The organism is Variovorax brevis (assembly GCF_030317105.1).
In the GTDB taxonomy this organism is placed as follows: Bacteria; Pseudomonadota; Gammaproteobacteria; order Burkholderiales; family Burkholderiaceae_C; genus Variovorax; species Variovorax brevis.
This window is the reverse complement of the sequence record NZ_JASZYG010000010.1, coordinates 15,578-31,504: the sequence shown is the minus strand read 5'-3', so window position 1 is coordinate 31,504 and position 15,927 is coordinate 15,578. Positions and strand designations below refer to the sequence as shown.

General features: G+C 64.5%; 16 protein-coding genes. 6 read left to right on the top strand and 10 right to left on the bottom strand.

The genetic code is table 11. From position 1 onward, the window contains the following. Window positions 1-27 precede the first annotated feature (27 nt). Window positions 28-1,122, top strand: a complete 1,095-nt coding sequence (locus tag QTI66_RS27055; protein WP_286563254.1) for a hypothetical protein — start codon at window positions 28-30, stop codon at window positions 1,120-1,122. 14 nt (window positions 1,123-1,136) lie between these two features. Here QTI66_RS27055 and aroC read toward each other — a convergent pair whose 3' ends face one another. After that, window positions 1,137-2,258 carry a chorismate synthase gene (gene aroC, locus QTI66_RS27050; protein ID WP_286563253.1) on the bottom strand — a complete coding sequence of 374 codons (1,122 nt, stop codon included), beginning with the start codon at window positions 2,256-2,258 and terminating at the stop codon, window positions 1,137-1,139. A gap of 87 nt (window positions 2,259-2,345) precedes the next feature. On the opposite strand from aroC, the gene QTI66_RS27045 reads away from it, so the two are divergent. Then, window positions 2,346-2,636, top strand: coding sequence for a hypothetical protein (locus tag QTI66_RS27045; protein ID WP_286563252.1), 291 nt, complete (start codon window positions 2,346-2,348; stop codon window positions 2,634-2,636). A 48-nt stretch (window positions 2,637-2,684) separates the two neighbouring features. Further along, window positions 2,685-3,686 carry an NAD(P)H-dependent flavin oxidoreductase gene (locus QTI66_RS27040; RefSeq protein ID WP_286563251.1) on the top strand — a complete coding sequence of 334 codons (1,002 nt, stop codon included), beginning with the start codon at window positions 2,685-2,687 and terminating at the stop codon, window positions 3,684-3,686. 3 nt (window positions 3,687-3,689) lie between these two features. Here QTI66_RS27040 and QTI66_RS27035 read toward each other — a convergent pair whose 3' ends face one another. The 7 genes from QTI66_RS27035 to cyoA all read right to left on the bottom strand — a co-directional run bounded on the left by QTI66_RS27035 (window position 3,690) and on the right by cyoA (window position 10,470). Continuing rightward, window positions 3,690-4,226 carry a response regulator transcription factor gene (locus QTI66_RS27035; protein ID WP_286563249.1) on the bottom strand — a complete coding sequence of 179 codons (537 nt, stop codon included), beginning with the start codon at window positions 4,224-4,226 and terminating at the stop codon, window positions 3,690-3,692. Further along, window positions 4,216-5,571, bottom strand: a complete 1,356-nt coding sequence (locus QTI66_RS27030) for an ATP-binding protein (protein ID WP_444815061.1) — start codon at window positions 5,569-5,571, stop codon at window positions 4,216-4,218. Before QTI66_RS27030 ends, QTI66_RS27035 begins: the two co-directional genes overlap by 11 nt. Next, the gene (locus QTI66_RS27025) at window positions 5,555-6,280 is read right to left on the bottom strand and encodes an SURF1 family protein (protein WP_353506225.1); all 726 of its coding nucleotides are present in this window, start codon (window positions 6,278-6,280) and stop codon (window positions 5,555-5,557) included. Before QTI66_RS27025 ends, QTI66_RS27030 begins: the two co-directional genes overlap by 17 nt. An 89-nt stretch (window positions 6,281-6,369) precedes the next feature. Next, on the bottom strand, window positions 6,370-6,765 hold the full coding sequence (cyoD, locus tag QTI66_RS27020; protein WP_286563246.1) for a cytochrome o ubiquinol oxidase subunit IV: 396 nt from the start codon (window positions 6,763-6,765) through the stop codon (window positions 6,370-6,372). Beyond that, the gene (cyoC, locus tag QTI66_RS27015) at window positions 6,762-7,391 is read right to left on the bottom strand and encodes a cytochrome o ubiquinol oxidase subunit III (RefSeq protein ID WP_286563245.1); all 630 of its coding nucleotides are present in this window, start codon (window positions 7,389-7,391) and stop codon (window positions 6,762-6,764) included. The genes cyoD and cyoC overlap by 4 nt, the downstream gene beginning before the upstream one ends. Window positions 7,392-7,398: 7 nt before the next feature. Then, the gene (gene cyoB, locus QTI66_RS27010; protein ID WP_286563244.1) at window positions 7,399-9,402 is read right to left on the bottom strand and encodes a cytochrome o ubiquinol oxidase subunit I; all 2,004 of its coding nucleotides are present in this window, start codon (window positions 9,400-9,402) and stop codon (window positions 7,399-7,401) included. A 3-nt stretch (window positions 9,403-9,405) separates the two neighbouring features. Further along, window positions 9,406-10,470 carry a ubiquinol oxidase subunit II gene (gene cyoA, locus QTI66_RS27005; RefSeq protein ID WP_286563243.1) on the bottom strand — a complete coding sequence of 355 codons (1,065 nt, stop codon included), beginning with the start codon at window positions 10,468-10,470 and terminating at the stop codon, window positions 9,406-9,408. A 160-nt stretch (window positions 10,471-10,630) separates the two neighbouring features. On the opposite strand from cyoA, the gene QTI66_RS27000 reads away from it, so the two are divergent. Next, window positions 10,631-11,968 carry an MFS transporter gene (locus QTI66_RS27000; protein WP_286563242.1) on the top strand — a complete coding sequence of 446 codons (1,338 nt, stop codon included), beginning with the start codon at window positions 10,631-10,633 and terminating at the stop codon, window positions 11,966-11,968. A gap of 10 nt (window positions 11,969-11,978) precedes the next feature. On the opposite strand, the gene QTI66_RS26995 is transcribed toward QTI66_RS27000, so the two are convergent. Both QTI66_RS26995 and QTI66_RS26990 read right to left on the bottom strand, forming a co-directional pair. Next, on the bottom strand, window positions 11,979-12,689 hold the full coding sequence (locus tag QTI66_RS26995) for a YebC/PmpR family DNA-binding transcriptional regulator (RefSeq protein ID WP_286563240.1): 711 nt from the start codon (window positions 12,687-12,689) through the stop codon (window positions 11,979-11,981). Window positions 12,690-12,818: 129 nt separating this feature from the next. Continuing rightward, on the bottom strand, window positions 12,819-13,757 hold the full coding sequence (locus QTI66_RS26990) for a LysR family transcriptional regulator (RefSeq protein ID WP_286563239.1): 939 nt from the start codon (window positions 13,755-13,757) through the stop codon (window positions 12,819-12,821). 101 nt (window positions 13,758-13,858) lie between these two features. On the opposite strand from QTI66_RS26990, the gene QTI66_RS26985 reads away from it, so the two are divergent. After that, window positions 13,859-14,713: an HTD2 family dehydratase gene (locus QTI66_RS26985; protein ID WP_286563236.1), complete on the top strand. Its 855-nt coding sequence runs from the start codon at window positions 13,859-13,861 to the stop codon at window positions 14,711-14,713. 48 nt (window positions 14,714-14,761) lie between these two features. Further along, the gene (locus tag QTI66_RS26980; protein ID WP_286563234.1) at window positions 14,762-15,922 is read left to right on the top strand and encodes an acyl-CoA dehydrogenase family protein; all 1,161 of its coding nucleotides are present in this window, start codon (window positions 14,762-14,764) and stop codon (window positions 15,920-15,922) included. The last annotated feature ends 5 nt before the right edge of the window (window positions 15,923-15,927 follow it).

The following is a 15,927-nucleotide window of genomic DNA, read 5'->3' as shown; positions in this document are numbered from 1 at the left end:
TTCGGCCAACAAGAGGAGGAGAACAACATGACGCCTCTCGGCGACCGACAACGACATCCGCTGCCGCCAGCCTGCACACGGGCCACGGCAGCGCTACTGGCCCTGCTGCTTGCAGGCTGCAATGCCGTGGGACCGCAGTTGGTCGCGCGCGACCGCTTCGACTACAACAGTGAGATCTCGCGCTCGTGGAAAGAGCAGACGCTGCTGAACATCGTTCGCTCGCGCTACTCCGACCTGCCGATGTTCCTCGAGGTGGCGCAGATCGTCAGCGGCTACACGCTGGAGAGCACGGTGTCGACCGGCGTGACCGGCGCACGCGCCGATGCGCTCGCGCCGCCCGGTACCAACGTGACCCTCGGCGCCCAGGGCAAATGGACGGACCGGCCCACCATCACCTACACGCCCCTCACCGGCGCGCAATTCAACCGGAACATGCTCACGCCCATTCCGCCTGCGGCGGTGCTGTTCGCCATGCAGGCCGGCTGGCCGATCGACCTGGTGTTTCGCGTCGTCGTGCGCAGCATCAACGGGCTGGACAGCACCGGCCGCGGTGCGGAGCGTTACGAACGCCTCGTCGTGCTGATGCGCACGCTGCAAGACGCCGAAGTCGTGGGCATGCGCGTGCAAGCGGGCGACAAGCCGGAGCATCAGGCAGTCGTCCTGTTCTTCCGGCCGCGGGCGCTCTCCGCCGAACAGGAAGCCATGGTCAATGAGCTGCGCAGCCTCATGTCACTGACGCCCGGCCGCACCGAGTACCGCGTCAGCTTTGGCGCCGCCTCGCCGAACGAAGGTGAAATCGCGATGCTCACGCGCTCGATGCTTCAGATCCTTGTTGACCTGGGCGAGTACGTGGATGTGCCCGAGGCGGACGTGCAGGAAGGCCGCACGGCAACGAGCCGGGCGCCCTCGAGCGCCGTTCTCGGACGCCTGCTCAAGGTCAACTTCAGCGCCGAACGCTCCCCGGACGCCATCGTGCAGGTGAACTACCGGGGCCGCTGGTTCTGGATCGACGACCGCGACATCGCGTCCAAGCGAACCTTTGCGCTGGTGATGATCTTTTCCACGCTGTCGGAGACGGGCGCACGGGAAAGCATGCCGCTCGTGACCATTCCAGCGGGATAGCGCGAAGCGACCGGCTACAGGAACGAAGCCCTGGGCTGCGGATGCGTGGCCGAATCGTCCGGCTCCGCGCCCGTCACCACGTCGCCGCACTGCGCACGGTGGCGCAAGGCGTGGTCCATGACGACCAGTGCCAGCATCGCCTCGGCAATGGGCGTCGCGCGGATGCCCACGCACGGGTCGTGGCGGCCCTTGGTGATGACTTCGACCGGCTTGTTGTGGATGTCGATGGACTGGCGCGGGCTGATGATGGAGCTGGTCGGCTTGATCGCGATGCTCACTTCCAGGTCCTGCCCCGTGCTGATGCCGCCCAGCACGCCGCCCGAATTGTTGGTAACGAAACCGCTGGGGGTGATGGAGTCGCCGTGCGTGGTGCCGCGCTGCGTCACGCTGGCAAAGCCGGCGCCGATCTCCACGCCCTTGACCGCATTGATGCCCATCATCGCAAAGGCGATGTCCGCGTCGAGCTTGTCGAACAGCGGTTCGCCCAGGCCCACGGGCACCTTCTGCGCCGTCACGCGGATGCGCGCGCCGCAGGAGTCACCGGCCTTGCGCAGCGCGTCCATGTAGGCCTCGAGCTGGCTCACGTCGGCCATGGGCGCGAAAAAGGGGTTGTTGGGCACGTGGTCCCAGCTTTCGAAGGGAATCACGATGTCGCCGATCTGCGTCATGCAGCCGCGGAACACCATGCCGTATTTTTCGGCAAGCCATTTCTTGGCCACGGCGCCAGCCGCAACCATGGGCGCCGTCAGCCGCGCCGAGGAGCGGCCACCACCGCGCGGATCGCGAATTCCGTACTTTTTCCAGTACGTGAAGTCCGCATGCCCGGGGCGAAACTGTTGCGCGATCGCACCGTAGTCCTTGCTGCGCTGATCGGTGTTCTGGATGAGTAGTGCGATCGGCGTACCCGTGGTCTTGCCCTCGTACACGCCGCTGAGGATCTGCACGGCGTCCGGCTCGTTGCGCTGCGTGACGTGACGGCTGGTGCCGGGGCGTCGGCGGTCGAGGTCGATTTGAATGTCCGCTTCGGAAAGCGCCATGCCGGGCGGGCAGCCGTCGATGACGCAGCCGATGGCCGGGCCGTGCGATTCGCCGAAGTTGGTGACCGCAAAAAGTGTTCCCAGGGTGTTGCCGCTCATGGCAAGGATTATCGCGTCTGCCGAATGGCGTATGGACACTGCGGGTCGCCAGAACTACCTTCAAGTCTGGTTACATGGAAGTACACAATGCAACCTCATCTTGAAATTCGCCGCATTGGAGCGGAATTCTTTGCCTACAGCGTGCGCGCGGGCCGCGCTCCGGCCCGGCACGGCGAAGAAGACCTGGCCTCGCTGGAGCACTGCCTCAACGACGCAGGTGACTCTCTCGGGCACTATTTTCCCGCCGTGAAGGTGAGCCTCGACGGGCTTTTCCTGGGCAGCTATGACATCGGCCAGTTGCTGCGCAATCCCACCGGCCTGGCCGTGGAATTGATGGGCAAGCTCAGTCGCGCGGAACGGGCGCACGCGCTGGCCTGATCCACCCACGCAGGGGGACAATCGGCCTTCCACAAAGGGGGGCCCACGATGACCGTCAACGCGCCACTGGAAACGCCGCTCACCAAGCGGCTTGGCATTGCCCACCCGATCCTGTTGGCGCCGATGGACGTCGTGGCCGACGCCAACCTGACGGCCGCCGTGAGCGCCGCGGGCGGCTTGGGGATCCTGGGTGGCGGCTATGGCGACGAAAAATGGCTGCGGCATGAACTCGATCGCCTGGCCGAGAACCGTGTGCGCTTCGGGGTCGGCTTCATCACGTGGAGCCTCGCGCGGCAACCCCGCCTGCTGGACTTGGCGCTGGAGCGCAATCCCGCGGCCGTGATGCTGTCCTTTGGCGACGCGTCGCCCTTTGTCGAGCCCATCAAGCGGGCCGGTGCGGCCGTGATCTGCCAGGTGCAGAACCTGCAGATGGCCAAGGATGCGGTGGCGGCGGGCGCGGACATCCTGGTGGCGCAAGGCGGCGAAGGCGGCGGGCACGGCGCCGTCCGCGGCATGTCGACTCTGGTGCCGGAAGTGGTGGACGCCATTTCGGCGGACGTGCCGGTGGTGGCCGCAGGCGGCATCGCCGACGGCCGCGGGCTGGCGGCGGCGCTGATGCTGGGTGCTTCGGGCGTGCTGATGGGCACGCGCTTCTACGCCACGATCGAAGCCGCCACGCCCACTGCGGCGAAGGAGCGCGTGCGCAAGGCGCAAGGCGACGACACCGCCAGGGGCATGGTGTTCGACATCACGCGTCAGCGGCAGTGGCCCGCACCCTTCACGGGGCGGTGCCTTCGCAATGCGCATCTGGAGCGCTGGCAGGGACGCGAGCTCGAACTGCTGCAGCATGTCGAAGAAGAGGCTGCGAAGTACACCGCGGCACGCGAGGCCGGCAACTTCGACATTGCGGCGGTGATTGCCGGCGAGGCCGTGGGGCTGGTGCACGACATTCCGTCGGCACGGGATCTTGTCAGGCAGATCGTGGAGGACGCGGCGAGGCTGCTGCGCGTTGGGCCGCCCAGGGTTTCGCTGCACCCTGACGCAGTGTGACGCCTACTTGACCCGCTGCTTCTCCAGCTTGCGCGCCAGCGTGCGCCGATGCATGCCCAATCGTCGCGCCGTCTCCGAAATATTGAAACCCGTCTCGGCCAGCATTTCGTGGATGCGCTCCCACTCCAGCGTCTTGATGGACGTGGTGCGGTTGGTCAGGCTCACTTCCGTGGTGCCTTCCACGCGGCCGAAGGCGGCCTCGATGTCGTCGGTGTTCGACGGCTTGGCCAGGTAATGGCAGGCGCCCAGCTTGATGGCCTCCACCGCAGTGGCGATGCTGGCAAAGCCGGTCAGCACCACGATCAGCATGTCTTCGTCGTGCGCGTTGAGCGTCTGCACGCAGGCCAGGCCCGAAGCCTCGCCGTTGAGCTTGAGGTCGACCACCGCAAAGCCCGGCGAATGCGTGGCCAGCACGCTCACCACCTCGTCGTGGTGGGCCGCAAGCAGCACGGTGTAGCCCCGGCGCTCGAAGGAGCGCTTGAGCGTGCGCGCAAAGGCTGCGTCGTCCTCGACGATGAGCAGCAGGCGTTCAGCTTCCAAGGGACTCGTCCTCCTCTTGCTCCAGGATGATGGCCGCCAGCGGCAGCGTGAGCGTCACGATCGCGCCGCCTTCAGGCTTGTTGCGGGCTGCCACTGTGCCACCCAGCGTGCGCGCCACGTTGACGACCAGGAAAAGCCCCAGTCCGCCGCCGGGTCGGCCCTTGCTCGACTGGTAGGGCTTGCCGAACTGCGACAGCATGCGCGGCTCGAAACCGGGTCCGGCGTCGGTCACGGTGAGCACCAGCGAATCGGCATCGCGCCCCACCTCCAGCATGACCCAGTGCGGCGACGCTTCGAGCGCATTGTCCAGCACGTTGTTGATCATCTGCTTCAAGGCCGAGTCGGAGACGATGGTCAGGTCATGGCCAAAGTTGTTCTCGTAGCTGAAGGCCTTGACCGGGCGCGAGCGGCGCCACTCGGCCACCAGGTCGCCCAGGAATTCACTCACTGTGGTTCGCTCCGAGTTCTCGCCACGCGCCTCGCCGGCCGACAGCAGGATGCCGCTCACGATGGTCTTGCAGCGGTGAACCTGCGCCTCCATCTCGCCGACTTCCTGCAGCAGTTCCGCGTTGGAGGTAAAGGCCGGCATGTGGCGCCAGTCGCCCAGGATGACCGAGAGCGTTGCCAGCGGCGTGCCCAGTTCGTGGGCCGCACCCGACGCCAGCAGGCCCATGCGCACGATGTGTTCTTCTTCGGCGGCACGCTGGCGCAGATCCGCCAGGCGCTGGTCGCGCCGGCGCAGGTTTCGCTCGATCCGCGTGATGAAGACCACCAGCAAGGCCGCAATCAGCGTGAAGCAGATCAGCATGCCCAGGATGTAGGGGCTGGCCATGCCCCGGCTCTGGTCGAAGGGCAGCGCCAGCGGCTCGGCAAAGAGCGCCAGCCCCGTGAAACAGACGCCGGTGAGCACGACGATGGTCCACTTCGACCAGGCTTCCAGCAGCACCGCGCCGAGCGTGACCTGCAGCAGGTAGAGAAAGACGAAAGGGTTGGTCGCGCCGCCACTGAGAAACAGTTGCGCCGTGAGCATGCCGACGTCGACCGCAAGCGCGACGAACAGCTCGAAGTTGGTCACCTCGCGGTGCCAGCGCCAGCGCAGCTGGCTCGCCGCGTTGAAAGCGGCGAGGCATGCCAGCACGACCAGCATCTGGTGCAGCGGCAAACGGATGCCGAAGACGTAGTGCACCACCACGATCGTCGCCACCTGCCCGACCACGGCGATCCAGCGCAGCTGGATGAGCTGCTGCATGTTCCGGATGCCGGTGGCCAGTTGCAGGCGCCCGCCTTGCGCGGCACCCGACAGCGGCCGCGCCTCAACGGCAGCCGGATCAGCCTTGCGGCGCATCATTGCGATTTCCATGGGCGGAGTCTGCCTGCTTCTTCCGGCTGGCCTTGCGCAGGCGTTTTTCTTCCACCACCGTGCGCCAAGCGGCACCGGCAACCAGCGCCGCCAGCAGGTACCACGTGATGGCGTAGACGAGGTGGTTGTTGTTGAAGGCAATCACCGTCATGCCCCCGACAGGCTGCCCTGCCGCGGCACTGCCTGAACCTGCATCCACATCGACAAAAAACGCCGCCACATCCTTCAAGTCCCGCGCTGCGGCAATGGCCTGCACGTCGCGCGAATACCAGCGATTGGCCGCCGGATCATTGCGACGCAGATAGCCGCCGCCCGGCTCGCTCACACGCACAAGGCCGGCGACGCTCACCTCCCCTTGCGGCTCACCAGTGGCACGTGTCGCGCGGTCCCGTCCTTGCGATGACACAAAGCCGCGATTGACCAGCACCACCCCGCCATCACGGAGCTGAAAGGGGGTCAGAACCCAAAATCCGCTGCCAAGTTCGGTGGTCGCCTGAACGAAAGATTCGCGGTCATGGAGGAAGTTGCCGGTCAGGCGCACATGCCTGTACTCGTTGGCCAGTGCATCGGCTGCCGACCCGACCGCCGGCAAGTCGACCGCAGGCGCATGCACACGCTGATCTACGCGTTCGATCAAAGCCAGCTTCCACGCCCGGCGCTCGACCTGCCAGGTGCCCAACGCAACCAACCCCACAAACACCAGCAAGGCGCACACGCCCAGAAAAGCAAGAAGGCCCGCAGAATGCGGGCCACGTTCTTGCGACGTCTTGCGGTTGCCGGGCGTCAAGGCCGGGTTCGCATGTCCGTCATGCTCGGCATCATGTTGTGGTCGAGGTGATACATCACCCACAACGATCCGGTCAGGGTGATCACCACCAGCACCAGCGTGAAGATCAGCGCCAGCATGTTCCAGCCGCCTTGCGACTTCGAATCCATGTGCAGGAAGTAGATCATGTGCACGACCATCTGAACGGCCGCGAAGGCGAGGATCACGAAGGCGGTGGTGCGCGGGTTCTCGAAGACCTTGCCCATCACGACCCAGAAGGGAATCGCCGTGAGGATCACCGACAGGATGAAGCCGATGACGTAGCCGCTCACAGTGGCGTGCATGCCCGGCGAATCGCCGTGGTCGATGTCGTGCGCGTAGTCGTGTTCGGGGTGCTCAGCGGGGGAACTCATGGCAACGATCCCATCAGGTAGACAAAAGTGAAGACGCCGATCCAGACCACGTCCAGGAAGTGCCAGAACATCGACAGGCACTGCAGGCGTCGCTGGTTGGCCGGAATGAGGCCGTGCTTGCCCACCTGAAACATCAGGATGACGAGCCAGATGATGCCGAAGGTCACGTGCAAGCCGTGCGTTCCAACCAGCGTGAAGAATGAAGAAAGGAATGCGCTGCGCTGCGGCCCTGCGCCTTCATGGATCAGGTGCGCGAATTCATACAGCTCGATGCCCAGGAAGCCCGCGCCGAAGAGGCCCGTGATGAAAAGCCAGAACAGCGTTGCCTTCACGCCGTTGCGCTGCATTTCCAGCATCGCAAAGCCGTAGGTGATGGACGAGAACAGCAGCAACGCCGTGTTGATCGCCACCAGCTTCAGGTCGAACAGGTCCGCGCCCGAAGGCCCCGCCGCGTAGTTGCGCCCCAGCACGCCGTAGCAGGCGAACAGGCACGCAAAGATGAGGCAGTCGCTCATCAGGTAGAGCCAGAAGCCGAGCAGCGTCCCGTTCTCGGGATGGTGCTCTTCACGCATGAAGAACTGCGTGTTGCCGTCAGCGACGGCTGCGGATGCGCTTGCGGATGACATGTGGAGTTCAGACATGGGCAGCCAGCAGACGCGTGCGTGCGTCCTCGGTTCGAACGACCTCATCGGCATGGATGTGGTAGTCGCGCTTGTAGTTGAAGGTATGGACGATCGCCGCGATCACCGTTGCCGCGAACGACGCGACGGCGATCAGCCACATGTGCCAGATCATCGCGAAGCCGAACACCGCGGAGAAGGCTGCAATGACGAAGCCCGCAGCCGTGTTCTTCGGCATGTGGATGTCGATGAAACCATTCGTCGGCCGCTGGAAGTTGCGGCTCTTCATGTCGTGCCATGCATCGGTGTCGTACACGATGGGCGTGAAGGCAAAGTTGTAGTCCGGCGGCGGCGACGAGGTCGACCACTCCAGCGTGCGGCCACCCCACGGGTCGCCCGTGTGGTCGCGCAGCGAATCGCGGCGGATGAAGCTCACCACCAGCTGGATCAGGAAGGAGGCGATGCCCAGCGCGATGAGGAAGGCGCCGAACGCGGCCACCTGGAACCAGATCTGCAGCGACGTGTCTTCGAAGTGGCTCATGCGGCGCGTGACGCCCATCAGGCCGAGCACATACAGCGGCATGAAGGCGAAATTGAAGCCGATGACCCAGAACCAGAACGAGAGCTTGCCCCAGAACGGTTCGAGCTTGTAGCCGAAGGCCTTGGGGAACCAGAAGGTGATGCCGGCGAGCAGGCCGAACAGCACGCCACCGATGATCACGTTGTGGAAGTGGGCGATCAGGAACAGGCTGTTGTGCAGCACGAAGTCGGCCGGGGGCACGGCCAGCAGCACGCCGGTCATGCCGCCGATCACGAAGATGATCATGAAGCCGACCGTCCACATCATGGGCACCTCGAAACGGATGCGGCCACGGTACATCGTGAAGAGCCAGTTGAAGATCTTCGCGCCCGTCGGGATCGAGATGATCATCGTCGTGATGCCGAAGAAGGAATTGACGCTGGCACCCGAGCCCATCGTGAAGAAGTGGTGCAGCCACACCAGGTACGACAAGATGGTGATCACCACGGTGGCGTAGACCATCGAGGTGTAGCCGAACAGGCGCTTGCTGCAGAAGGTCGACACCACTTCCGAGAAGATGCCGAAGGCCGGCAGGATCAGGATGTAGACCTCCGGGTGGCCCCAGATCCAGATCAGGTTGACGTACATCATGGCGCTGCCGCCAAGGTCGTTCGTGAAGAAGTTCGTGCCCAGGTAGCGGTCGAGCGACAGCAGTGCGAGCGCAGCCGTCAGCACCGGGAAGGCAGCGACGATCAGCACGTTGGAGCACAGCGCGGTCCAGGTGAAGATCGGCATCTTCATCAGCGTCATGCCCGGCGCGCGCATCTTCACGATGGTCGCGATCAGGTTGACGCCGGACAGCAGCGTGCCCACGCCCGCTATCTGCAAGGACCAGATGTAGTAGTCCACCCCCACGTCAGGGCTGGCAATGATCCCCGAGAGCGGCGGATACGCGAGCCAGCCGGTGCGCGCGAACTCGCCCACGAAAAGCGACGCCATCACCAGCATCGCGCCGAAGGTGGTCATCCAGAAGCTGAAGTTGTTCAGGAACGGAAAGGCCACGTCGCGCGCGCCGATCTGCAGCGGCACGACGAAGTTCATCATGCCCACCACCAATGGCATGGCCACGAAGAAGATCATGATCACGCCGTGCGCGGTGAAGATCTGGTCGTAGTGATGCGGCGGCAGGAAGCCGGCGTTGTCGCCGAAGGCGATCGCCTGCTGGGCGCGCATCATGACGGCATCGGCAAACCCGCGCAGCAGCATGATCAGGCCGAGCACGATGTACATGATGCCGATCTTCTTGTGGTCGATGCTGGTGATCCAGTCGCGCCACAACGTACCCCACACCTTGAAGTACGTCAGTGCGCCCAGCACCGCAATGCCGCCCAGCACCACCGCGGCGAAGGTGGCGAGCAGGATCGGTTCATGAAAGGGAATGGCGTCCCAGGTGAGACGGCCGAAGATCAGCTTGGTCAGGTCCATATGGTCGAGCATTTGTTAGTTCCGCAGGCGCGTGTTGGAGCTCGAAAAGGGCAGGTCCACGGGGTCGTTGACGGAGCACATGGCGGTCACGTAGGTGCGCCGGGGCCCGTCGATGTTGTCGGGGTTGACGGCGCGCGTCGCCACGTTGAAAGCGCCCGGCTTGCCCAGCCCGCCTTCGGCGTCGATGGCGGCCATCTGGTGGATGCACATCTTGTTGCTGTCGACACAGCGGTTGACGATGGCGCTGTAGAGATCGGGCGCCACGCTCGCGTAGCGGCGCACCGGCTCCTTCTCGCTCGGTTGTTCGAGCTTCAAGTAGCCGGCGCGGTTGAGTTCACCGCCATTGCCGGACTTGGCCGTTTGCACCCACTTGTCGAAGTCGGCGGTGGCCAGGCCGTGGAACTTGAAGCGCATGTGCGAGAAGCCCGCACCGCTGAAGTTGGCCGAGAAGCCTTCGTACTCGCCGGGCGCGTTGATGACCGCATGCAGCTTGGTCTCCATGCCGGGCATCGCGTAGATCTGCCCTGCCAGCGCCGGGATGTAGAACGAGTTCATCACCGACGACGCCGTGATCTTGAAGCGGATGGGCCGGTCCACCGGCGCGGCCAGTTCATTGACGGTGGCAATACCCTGCTCCGGATAGATGAACAACCATTTCCAGTCGAGCGCGACCACTTCGACCACCAGCGGCTTCGCATCCTGCGGGATGGAGCGCTTGTCGTCGAGGCGACGCAAGTCCCGATAGGGGTCGAGCGTGTGCGTGCTGATCCAGGTGACCGCACCCAGGGCGATGATGATAAGCAGGGGTGCCGCCCAGATGGCGAGTTCAAGTTGTGTCGAATGGTCCCATTCAGGCGAATACGGCGCGTCCTTGTTGGACTCGCGGTAGCGCCACGCGAAGAAAACCGTGAGCGCAATCACCGGAACGATGATGAGCAGCATCAACACTGTGGAGACGACGATGAGTCGCCCCTGCTGGACGGCGATGTCCCCCGAGGCGTTCAGCACCACCGTGCCGCACCCGGCCAGCAGGATGACCGGGAGGAGGAGCAGGCCGCGAAGTTTTTTGAATTGGTCCATGCCGAAATAAATGCGTGTTGTGCGCAAAGAGCCGACAATCTACGACTTTTGAGGCCCTTCGGGGAGTGGACGTTTTGTCCTATGGCGAATAAAGGCGAGCAGTGCGATGCTCGGCGCGTCCGCATGAATTGCTCATGACACACGAACCTTTGACTCATCGATGATGTCCAGCACTCACCAGCCCACCGCACCCTCAGGCTCGAACCCGCTCGATCGGGACACCACGCACACGCACGCGAACCGCGCGCTCGAACCCGGCGAAATTGCCGTCGGCGTGGTCATCGGACGCGCGTCCGAATACTTCGACTTCTTCGTCTACGGCATCGCCACGGTGCTGGTTTTTCCTGCCGTTTTCTTCCCCTTCGAGAAGCCGCTGGAGGCCACGCTGTGGTCCTTCGTGATCTTCTCTTTCGCCTTCCTCGCGCGGCCGCTCGGCACTGTGATTTCAATGGCGATCCAGCGAAACTTCAACCGGGAAGTGAAGCTCACCATTGCGCTGTTCCTGATGGGCATCTCGACGGCGGGCATTGCCTTCCTGCCGGGCTACCACAGCCTTGGATTCGGGGCCATCGTGGCGTTGTCGGTGCTGCGGTTCGGGCAAGGGCTCGCCATGGGCGGATCGTGGGACGGCCTGCCCTCGCTGCTGGCCCTCAATGCACCCGAAGGACGCCGCGGCTGGTACGCCATGCTGGGCCAGCTCGGCGCCCCGATCGGCTTCATCCTGGCCAGCGCGCTGTATGCCTATCTGATCGCCAGCCTGCCCGAAGAAGACTTCCTGGACTGGGGATGGCGTTACACCTTTTACGTTGCATTTGCGATTAACGTGGTGGCTTTGTTCGCCCGCCTGCGCCTTGTGGCCACGGATGAGTTCGCGCACCAGCTCGCCGAACGCGAACTGGAGCCGACCAGCATCAGCGAGCTGATCAACACGCAGGGCTACAACCTCATCATCGGCGCGTTCGCGGCACTGGCGAGCTACGCGCTTTTCCACCTGATCACGGTGTTTCCGCTCTCGTGGATCAAGCTCTATTCGGACCAGTCGATCAGCGAGTTCCTCGTGATCCAGGTCATTGGCGCGGTGCTCGGCGCAGGCGGCATCGTGGCCTCGGGCATCATCGCCGACCGCATCGGGCGCCGCCGCACGCTGGGCAGCCTTGCCATCGCGATCGGCGTGTTCAGCGGCTTTGCGCCGACCCTGCTCGGGGGCGGGCGCATCGGCCAGGACGTGTTCCTGCTCGTGGGCTTCATCCTGCTGGGCTTGTCTTATGGACAGGCGGCCGGCGCGGTCACTTCCAACTTCGAGCCGAAGTACCGCTATGCCGGCGCTGCGCTCACCAACGACCTCGCCTGGCTGATTGGCGCCGCCTTTGCGCCGCTGGTGGCATTGGGCCTGTCAGCGAACTTCGGGCTGGGCTATGTGAGCGTGTACCTGCTCTCCGGCGCCGTCTGCACGCTGATCGCACTGCGCGTGAACCGCGCCATCGCCGAGCGCGACTGACGCGTAGCCGCTAGCCTTTGAGGCCAACGAAGACGTTCTGCACGTCGTCGTTGGCATCTATTGCTGCCAGGAAGGCTTCAACTTCTTCCAGGTGGTCGGCGCTGAGGCTGGCCGGATCAATGGGATTCTTCGGCTTGTAGCCCAGCTTGGCCGAGAGCACGCTGAAGCCGTGAGCGGGCAATGCGCGGCTCACGATGTCCAGGTCGGCCGCCTCGGTCTGGAACAGCGTCACGCCCTCCTCCCCGGCTTCGAAGTCCTGCGCACCGGCTTCGATGGCCGCGAGTTCGGGGTCTGCGCCGGCTGCTGACGGTTCGGCTTCGATCATCCCGATGTGGTCGAAGTCCCAGGACACGGAGCCGGAAGTCCCCAACTGGCCCTTGCGGAACAGCACGCGCATTTCAGGCGCCGTGCGGTTCACGTTGTCGGTGAGGCACTCGACCATCACCGGCACGCGATGCGGCGCGAAGCCTTCGTAGATGACATGGTCGAAGTGCACCGCGTCGCCGGAAAGGCCCGCGCCCTTCTTGATGGCCCTGTCGAGCGTGTCCTTGGGCATGGAGACCTTGCGTGCCTGCTCCACGACCAGACGCAAGCGCGAATTGGACGCCGGGTCAGCCCCGGCGCGCGCCGCGATCATGATTTCCTTGCACAGCTTGCTGAAGAGCCGGCCTTTGGCATTGGCGGCCAGGTCTTTATGTTTTGCTTTCCACTGCGCGCCCATGTTCGATATTCCTTGGTGAGAGAGGCGGTGGTTATATACCCTTCGTGCCCGGGTGCCGTGCCGCCTGCCCTTCACGAGCGCGAGCTGTTGATCAACGCAGTGGTCGCCAGCCTGGGGCCGCCAGCGCATTCACCGGCCGCCGCCGTTGTCGATCCAGCGCGAAGGCCAAGTGCCTGAATCGACCATCTCCCGGATCAACTCCAGGGCCATTGCAATGACCGCAGTGCTGGCCGGCGTGGACGGACGGGCAACGTTGGTCGCACACACCACCCGCCGCGTCATGCCTTCATCGGAAATGACAGAGGCCCGAAGCTTCCCCGCCGCCACTTCCTCGGCGACCGACGACAACGAAAGGATGGTGCTGCCAATGCCCGCTTCGACGGCCTTCTTCACGCTGGGCAGCGAGTCGATCTCGGCGATCACGTCGAGTTCGACCGATGCGGCCATGCACGCCTGGTCGATGATGCGGCGCAGCCCGTGCTCGCGACCCGGAAGGATCATGGGGTGGGCCGCAAGCCTGGCCAGCGAAATGCGCGCGGCGGTGCGGGGTCCATTGGCATGGGTCACCAGCGCCAGTCGTTCTTCAAGCAGCGCACGCTTCGCAAGGGCGGGTTCCGTCGCGTCGCCGAAGAGGATCGCAAGGTCAAGCCGTCCGCCCCGCAGCCACTCGCTCAAGAAGCCGCTGTACGCCTCCACCACCTTCAGGCGCACTTGCGGCAGGCGCTCACGGCAGGCACGCAGCAGCGGCACCGACACCAGCAGCGAAATGGTCGTGGGCAGGCCGATGGCGACATCACCACGCGGCACGGCACTGGCGTCGCGCACTGACAGGCGCGCACGTTCCACATCGGCGAGCACCACCCGTGCATGTTCAAGAAAGGTTCGCCCGGCCTCGGTCAACGCCATGCCGCGGCTGGAACGCTCGAACAGCTTGCCGCCGACTTCGTCTTCCAGCGCGGCGATCTGTTGCCCGAGCGCAGGCTGTGCGACGTGCAGGCGGCTGGCCGCCTGCAACAGGCTACCGGCCTCGCACACACCGACGAAGTACCGCAGTTGCCGCAGTTCCATGGCTATGTGTTTTCCATCTAGCTCGTAGGCCAACAATGTATTTCACAAATATCCCGCCGGCAACCAGAATTCACCTCAGCGAGAACAGAAGGAGACTCTGAATGACCATCGACATCGAACACCTGCGCAGTTGGATCGGCCGCACCGAATCGCGCACCGACATCGCCACGGCCACGCCGGTGCAGGCGCTGTCTGCGACGCTGGACCGCGACGACGCCGCGCCACAGCCGGGCGATGCGGTGCCGCCGTGCTGGCACTGGCTGTACTTCCTGCCGATGCACCGGCAATCGGAGATCGGTGCCGACGGCCATCCGCAACGCGGCGGATTTCTTCCGCCGGTGCCGCTGCCGCGCCGCATGTGGGCAGGCAGCCGGATCGAGTTCATCCGCCCTCTTGCCGTTGGCAGCACCATCCGTCGCGACTCGCGGATCGCCGATGTCAGCGGCAAGGAAGGCCGCAGCGGCACGCTGATCTTCGTGCGCGTGCGCCACGAGATATCTGACGAACAGGGCGTGGCCATCGTCGATGAGCACGACATCGTCTACCGCGACAACCCCAAGCCCGGCGACCCGGTGCCGCCCGTGCAGGCTGCGCCCACCGGGCATGAATGGGTGCGCACGATCCAGCCCGACGACGTGCTGCTGTTCCGCTACTCCGCGCTGACCTTCAACGGGCACCGCATCCACTACGACCGCCGCTACGTTACCGAAGTCGAGGGCTATCCGGGCCTCGTCGTCCACGGGCCGCTGATCGCCACGCTGCTGCTCGACCTGTTGCGCCGCAACCTGCCTGACGCCACGGTCAAGCACTTCGCCTTCAAGGCCATGAAGCCGACCTTCGACCTGGCGCCATTCCAGGTGTGCGGCCGCCGCAGCGAAGACGGTCGCACCGTCCGGCTCTGGGCCCGGCACACCGACGGCGCACTGGCGATGGAAGCCACCGCCACCCTCGCCTGACCCGCACCGCCGAACCCCACGCCACCAACACCCCACCAGGAGACATTCATGTTGAACGAAGCCGACCAGCACCAGGAAATCCGTGATGCCGTGCGCCACCTGTGCACGCAATTCCCCGACGAGTACTTCCGCAAGGTCGACGAGCAACGCGCGTACCCCGAAAAGTTCGTCGATGCCCTGATGGAAGCCGGCTGGCTCGCCGCCATGATCCCGGAGGAGTACGGCGGCACCGGCCTGGGTCTCACGGCCGCGACCGTGATCATGGAAGAGATCAACCGCAGCGGCGGCAACTCCGGCGCCGTGCACGGCCAGATGTACAACATGGGCACGCTGCTGCGCAATGGCAGCAAGGCGCAGAAGGACAAGTACCTGCCGCGCATCGCCGCGGGCAAGCTGCGCATCCAGTCGATGGCGGTCACCGAGCCGACGACCGGCACCGACACCACCAAGATCAAGACCACCGCGGTGAAGAAGGACGGCCGCTACGTCGTCAACGGCCAGAAGGTCTGGATCTCGCGCGTGCAGCACTCCGACCTGATGATCCTGCTGGCGCGGACCACGCCGCTGGCCGAAGTCAGGAAGAAGTCCGAGGGCATGTCGATCTTCATCGTGGACATCAAGGACGCGATCGGCAAGGGAATGACCGTGCGGCCCATTCCCAACCTCGTGAACCACGAGACGAACGAACTCTTTTTCGACAACCTCGAGATTCCCGAAGAGAACCTCATCGGCGAAGAAGGCAAGGGCTTCAAGTACATCCTCGACGGCCTGAACGCCGAGCGCACGCTGATTGCTGCCGAGTGCATCGGCGACGGGTACTGGTTCATCGACCGGGCCACGAAGTACGCGAACGAGCGCATCGTGTTCGACCGGCCGATCGGCAAGAACCAGGGCGTGCAGTTTCCCATCGCCGATGCCTACATCGAGATCGAAGCAGCCAACCTGATGCGCTTCAAGGCGGCGGAACTGTTCGACGCCAACCAGCCCTGCGGTGCGCAGGCCAACATGGCCAAGTACCTCGCTGCAAAGGCATCGTGGGAAGCGGCCAACGTCTGCATGCAGACGCACGGCGGCTTCGGCTTTGCGAACGAATACGACATCGAGCGCAAGTTCCGCGAGACGCGGCTCTATCAGGTGGCACCGATCTCGACGAACCTCATCTTCGCGTACGTGGCCGAGCACCTGCTTGGCCTGCCGCGGTCTTTCTGAAGGAG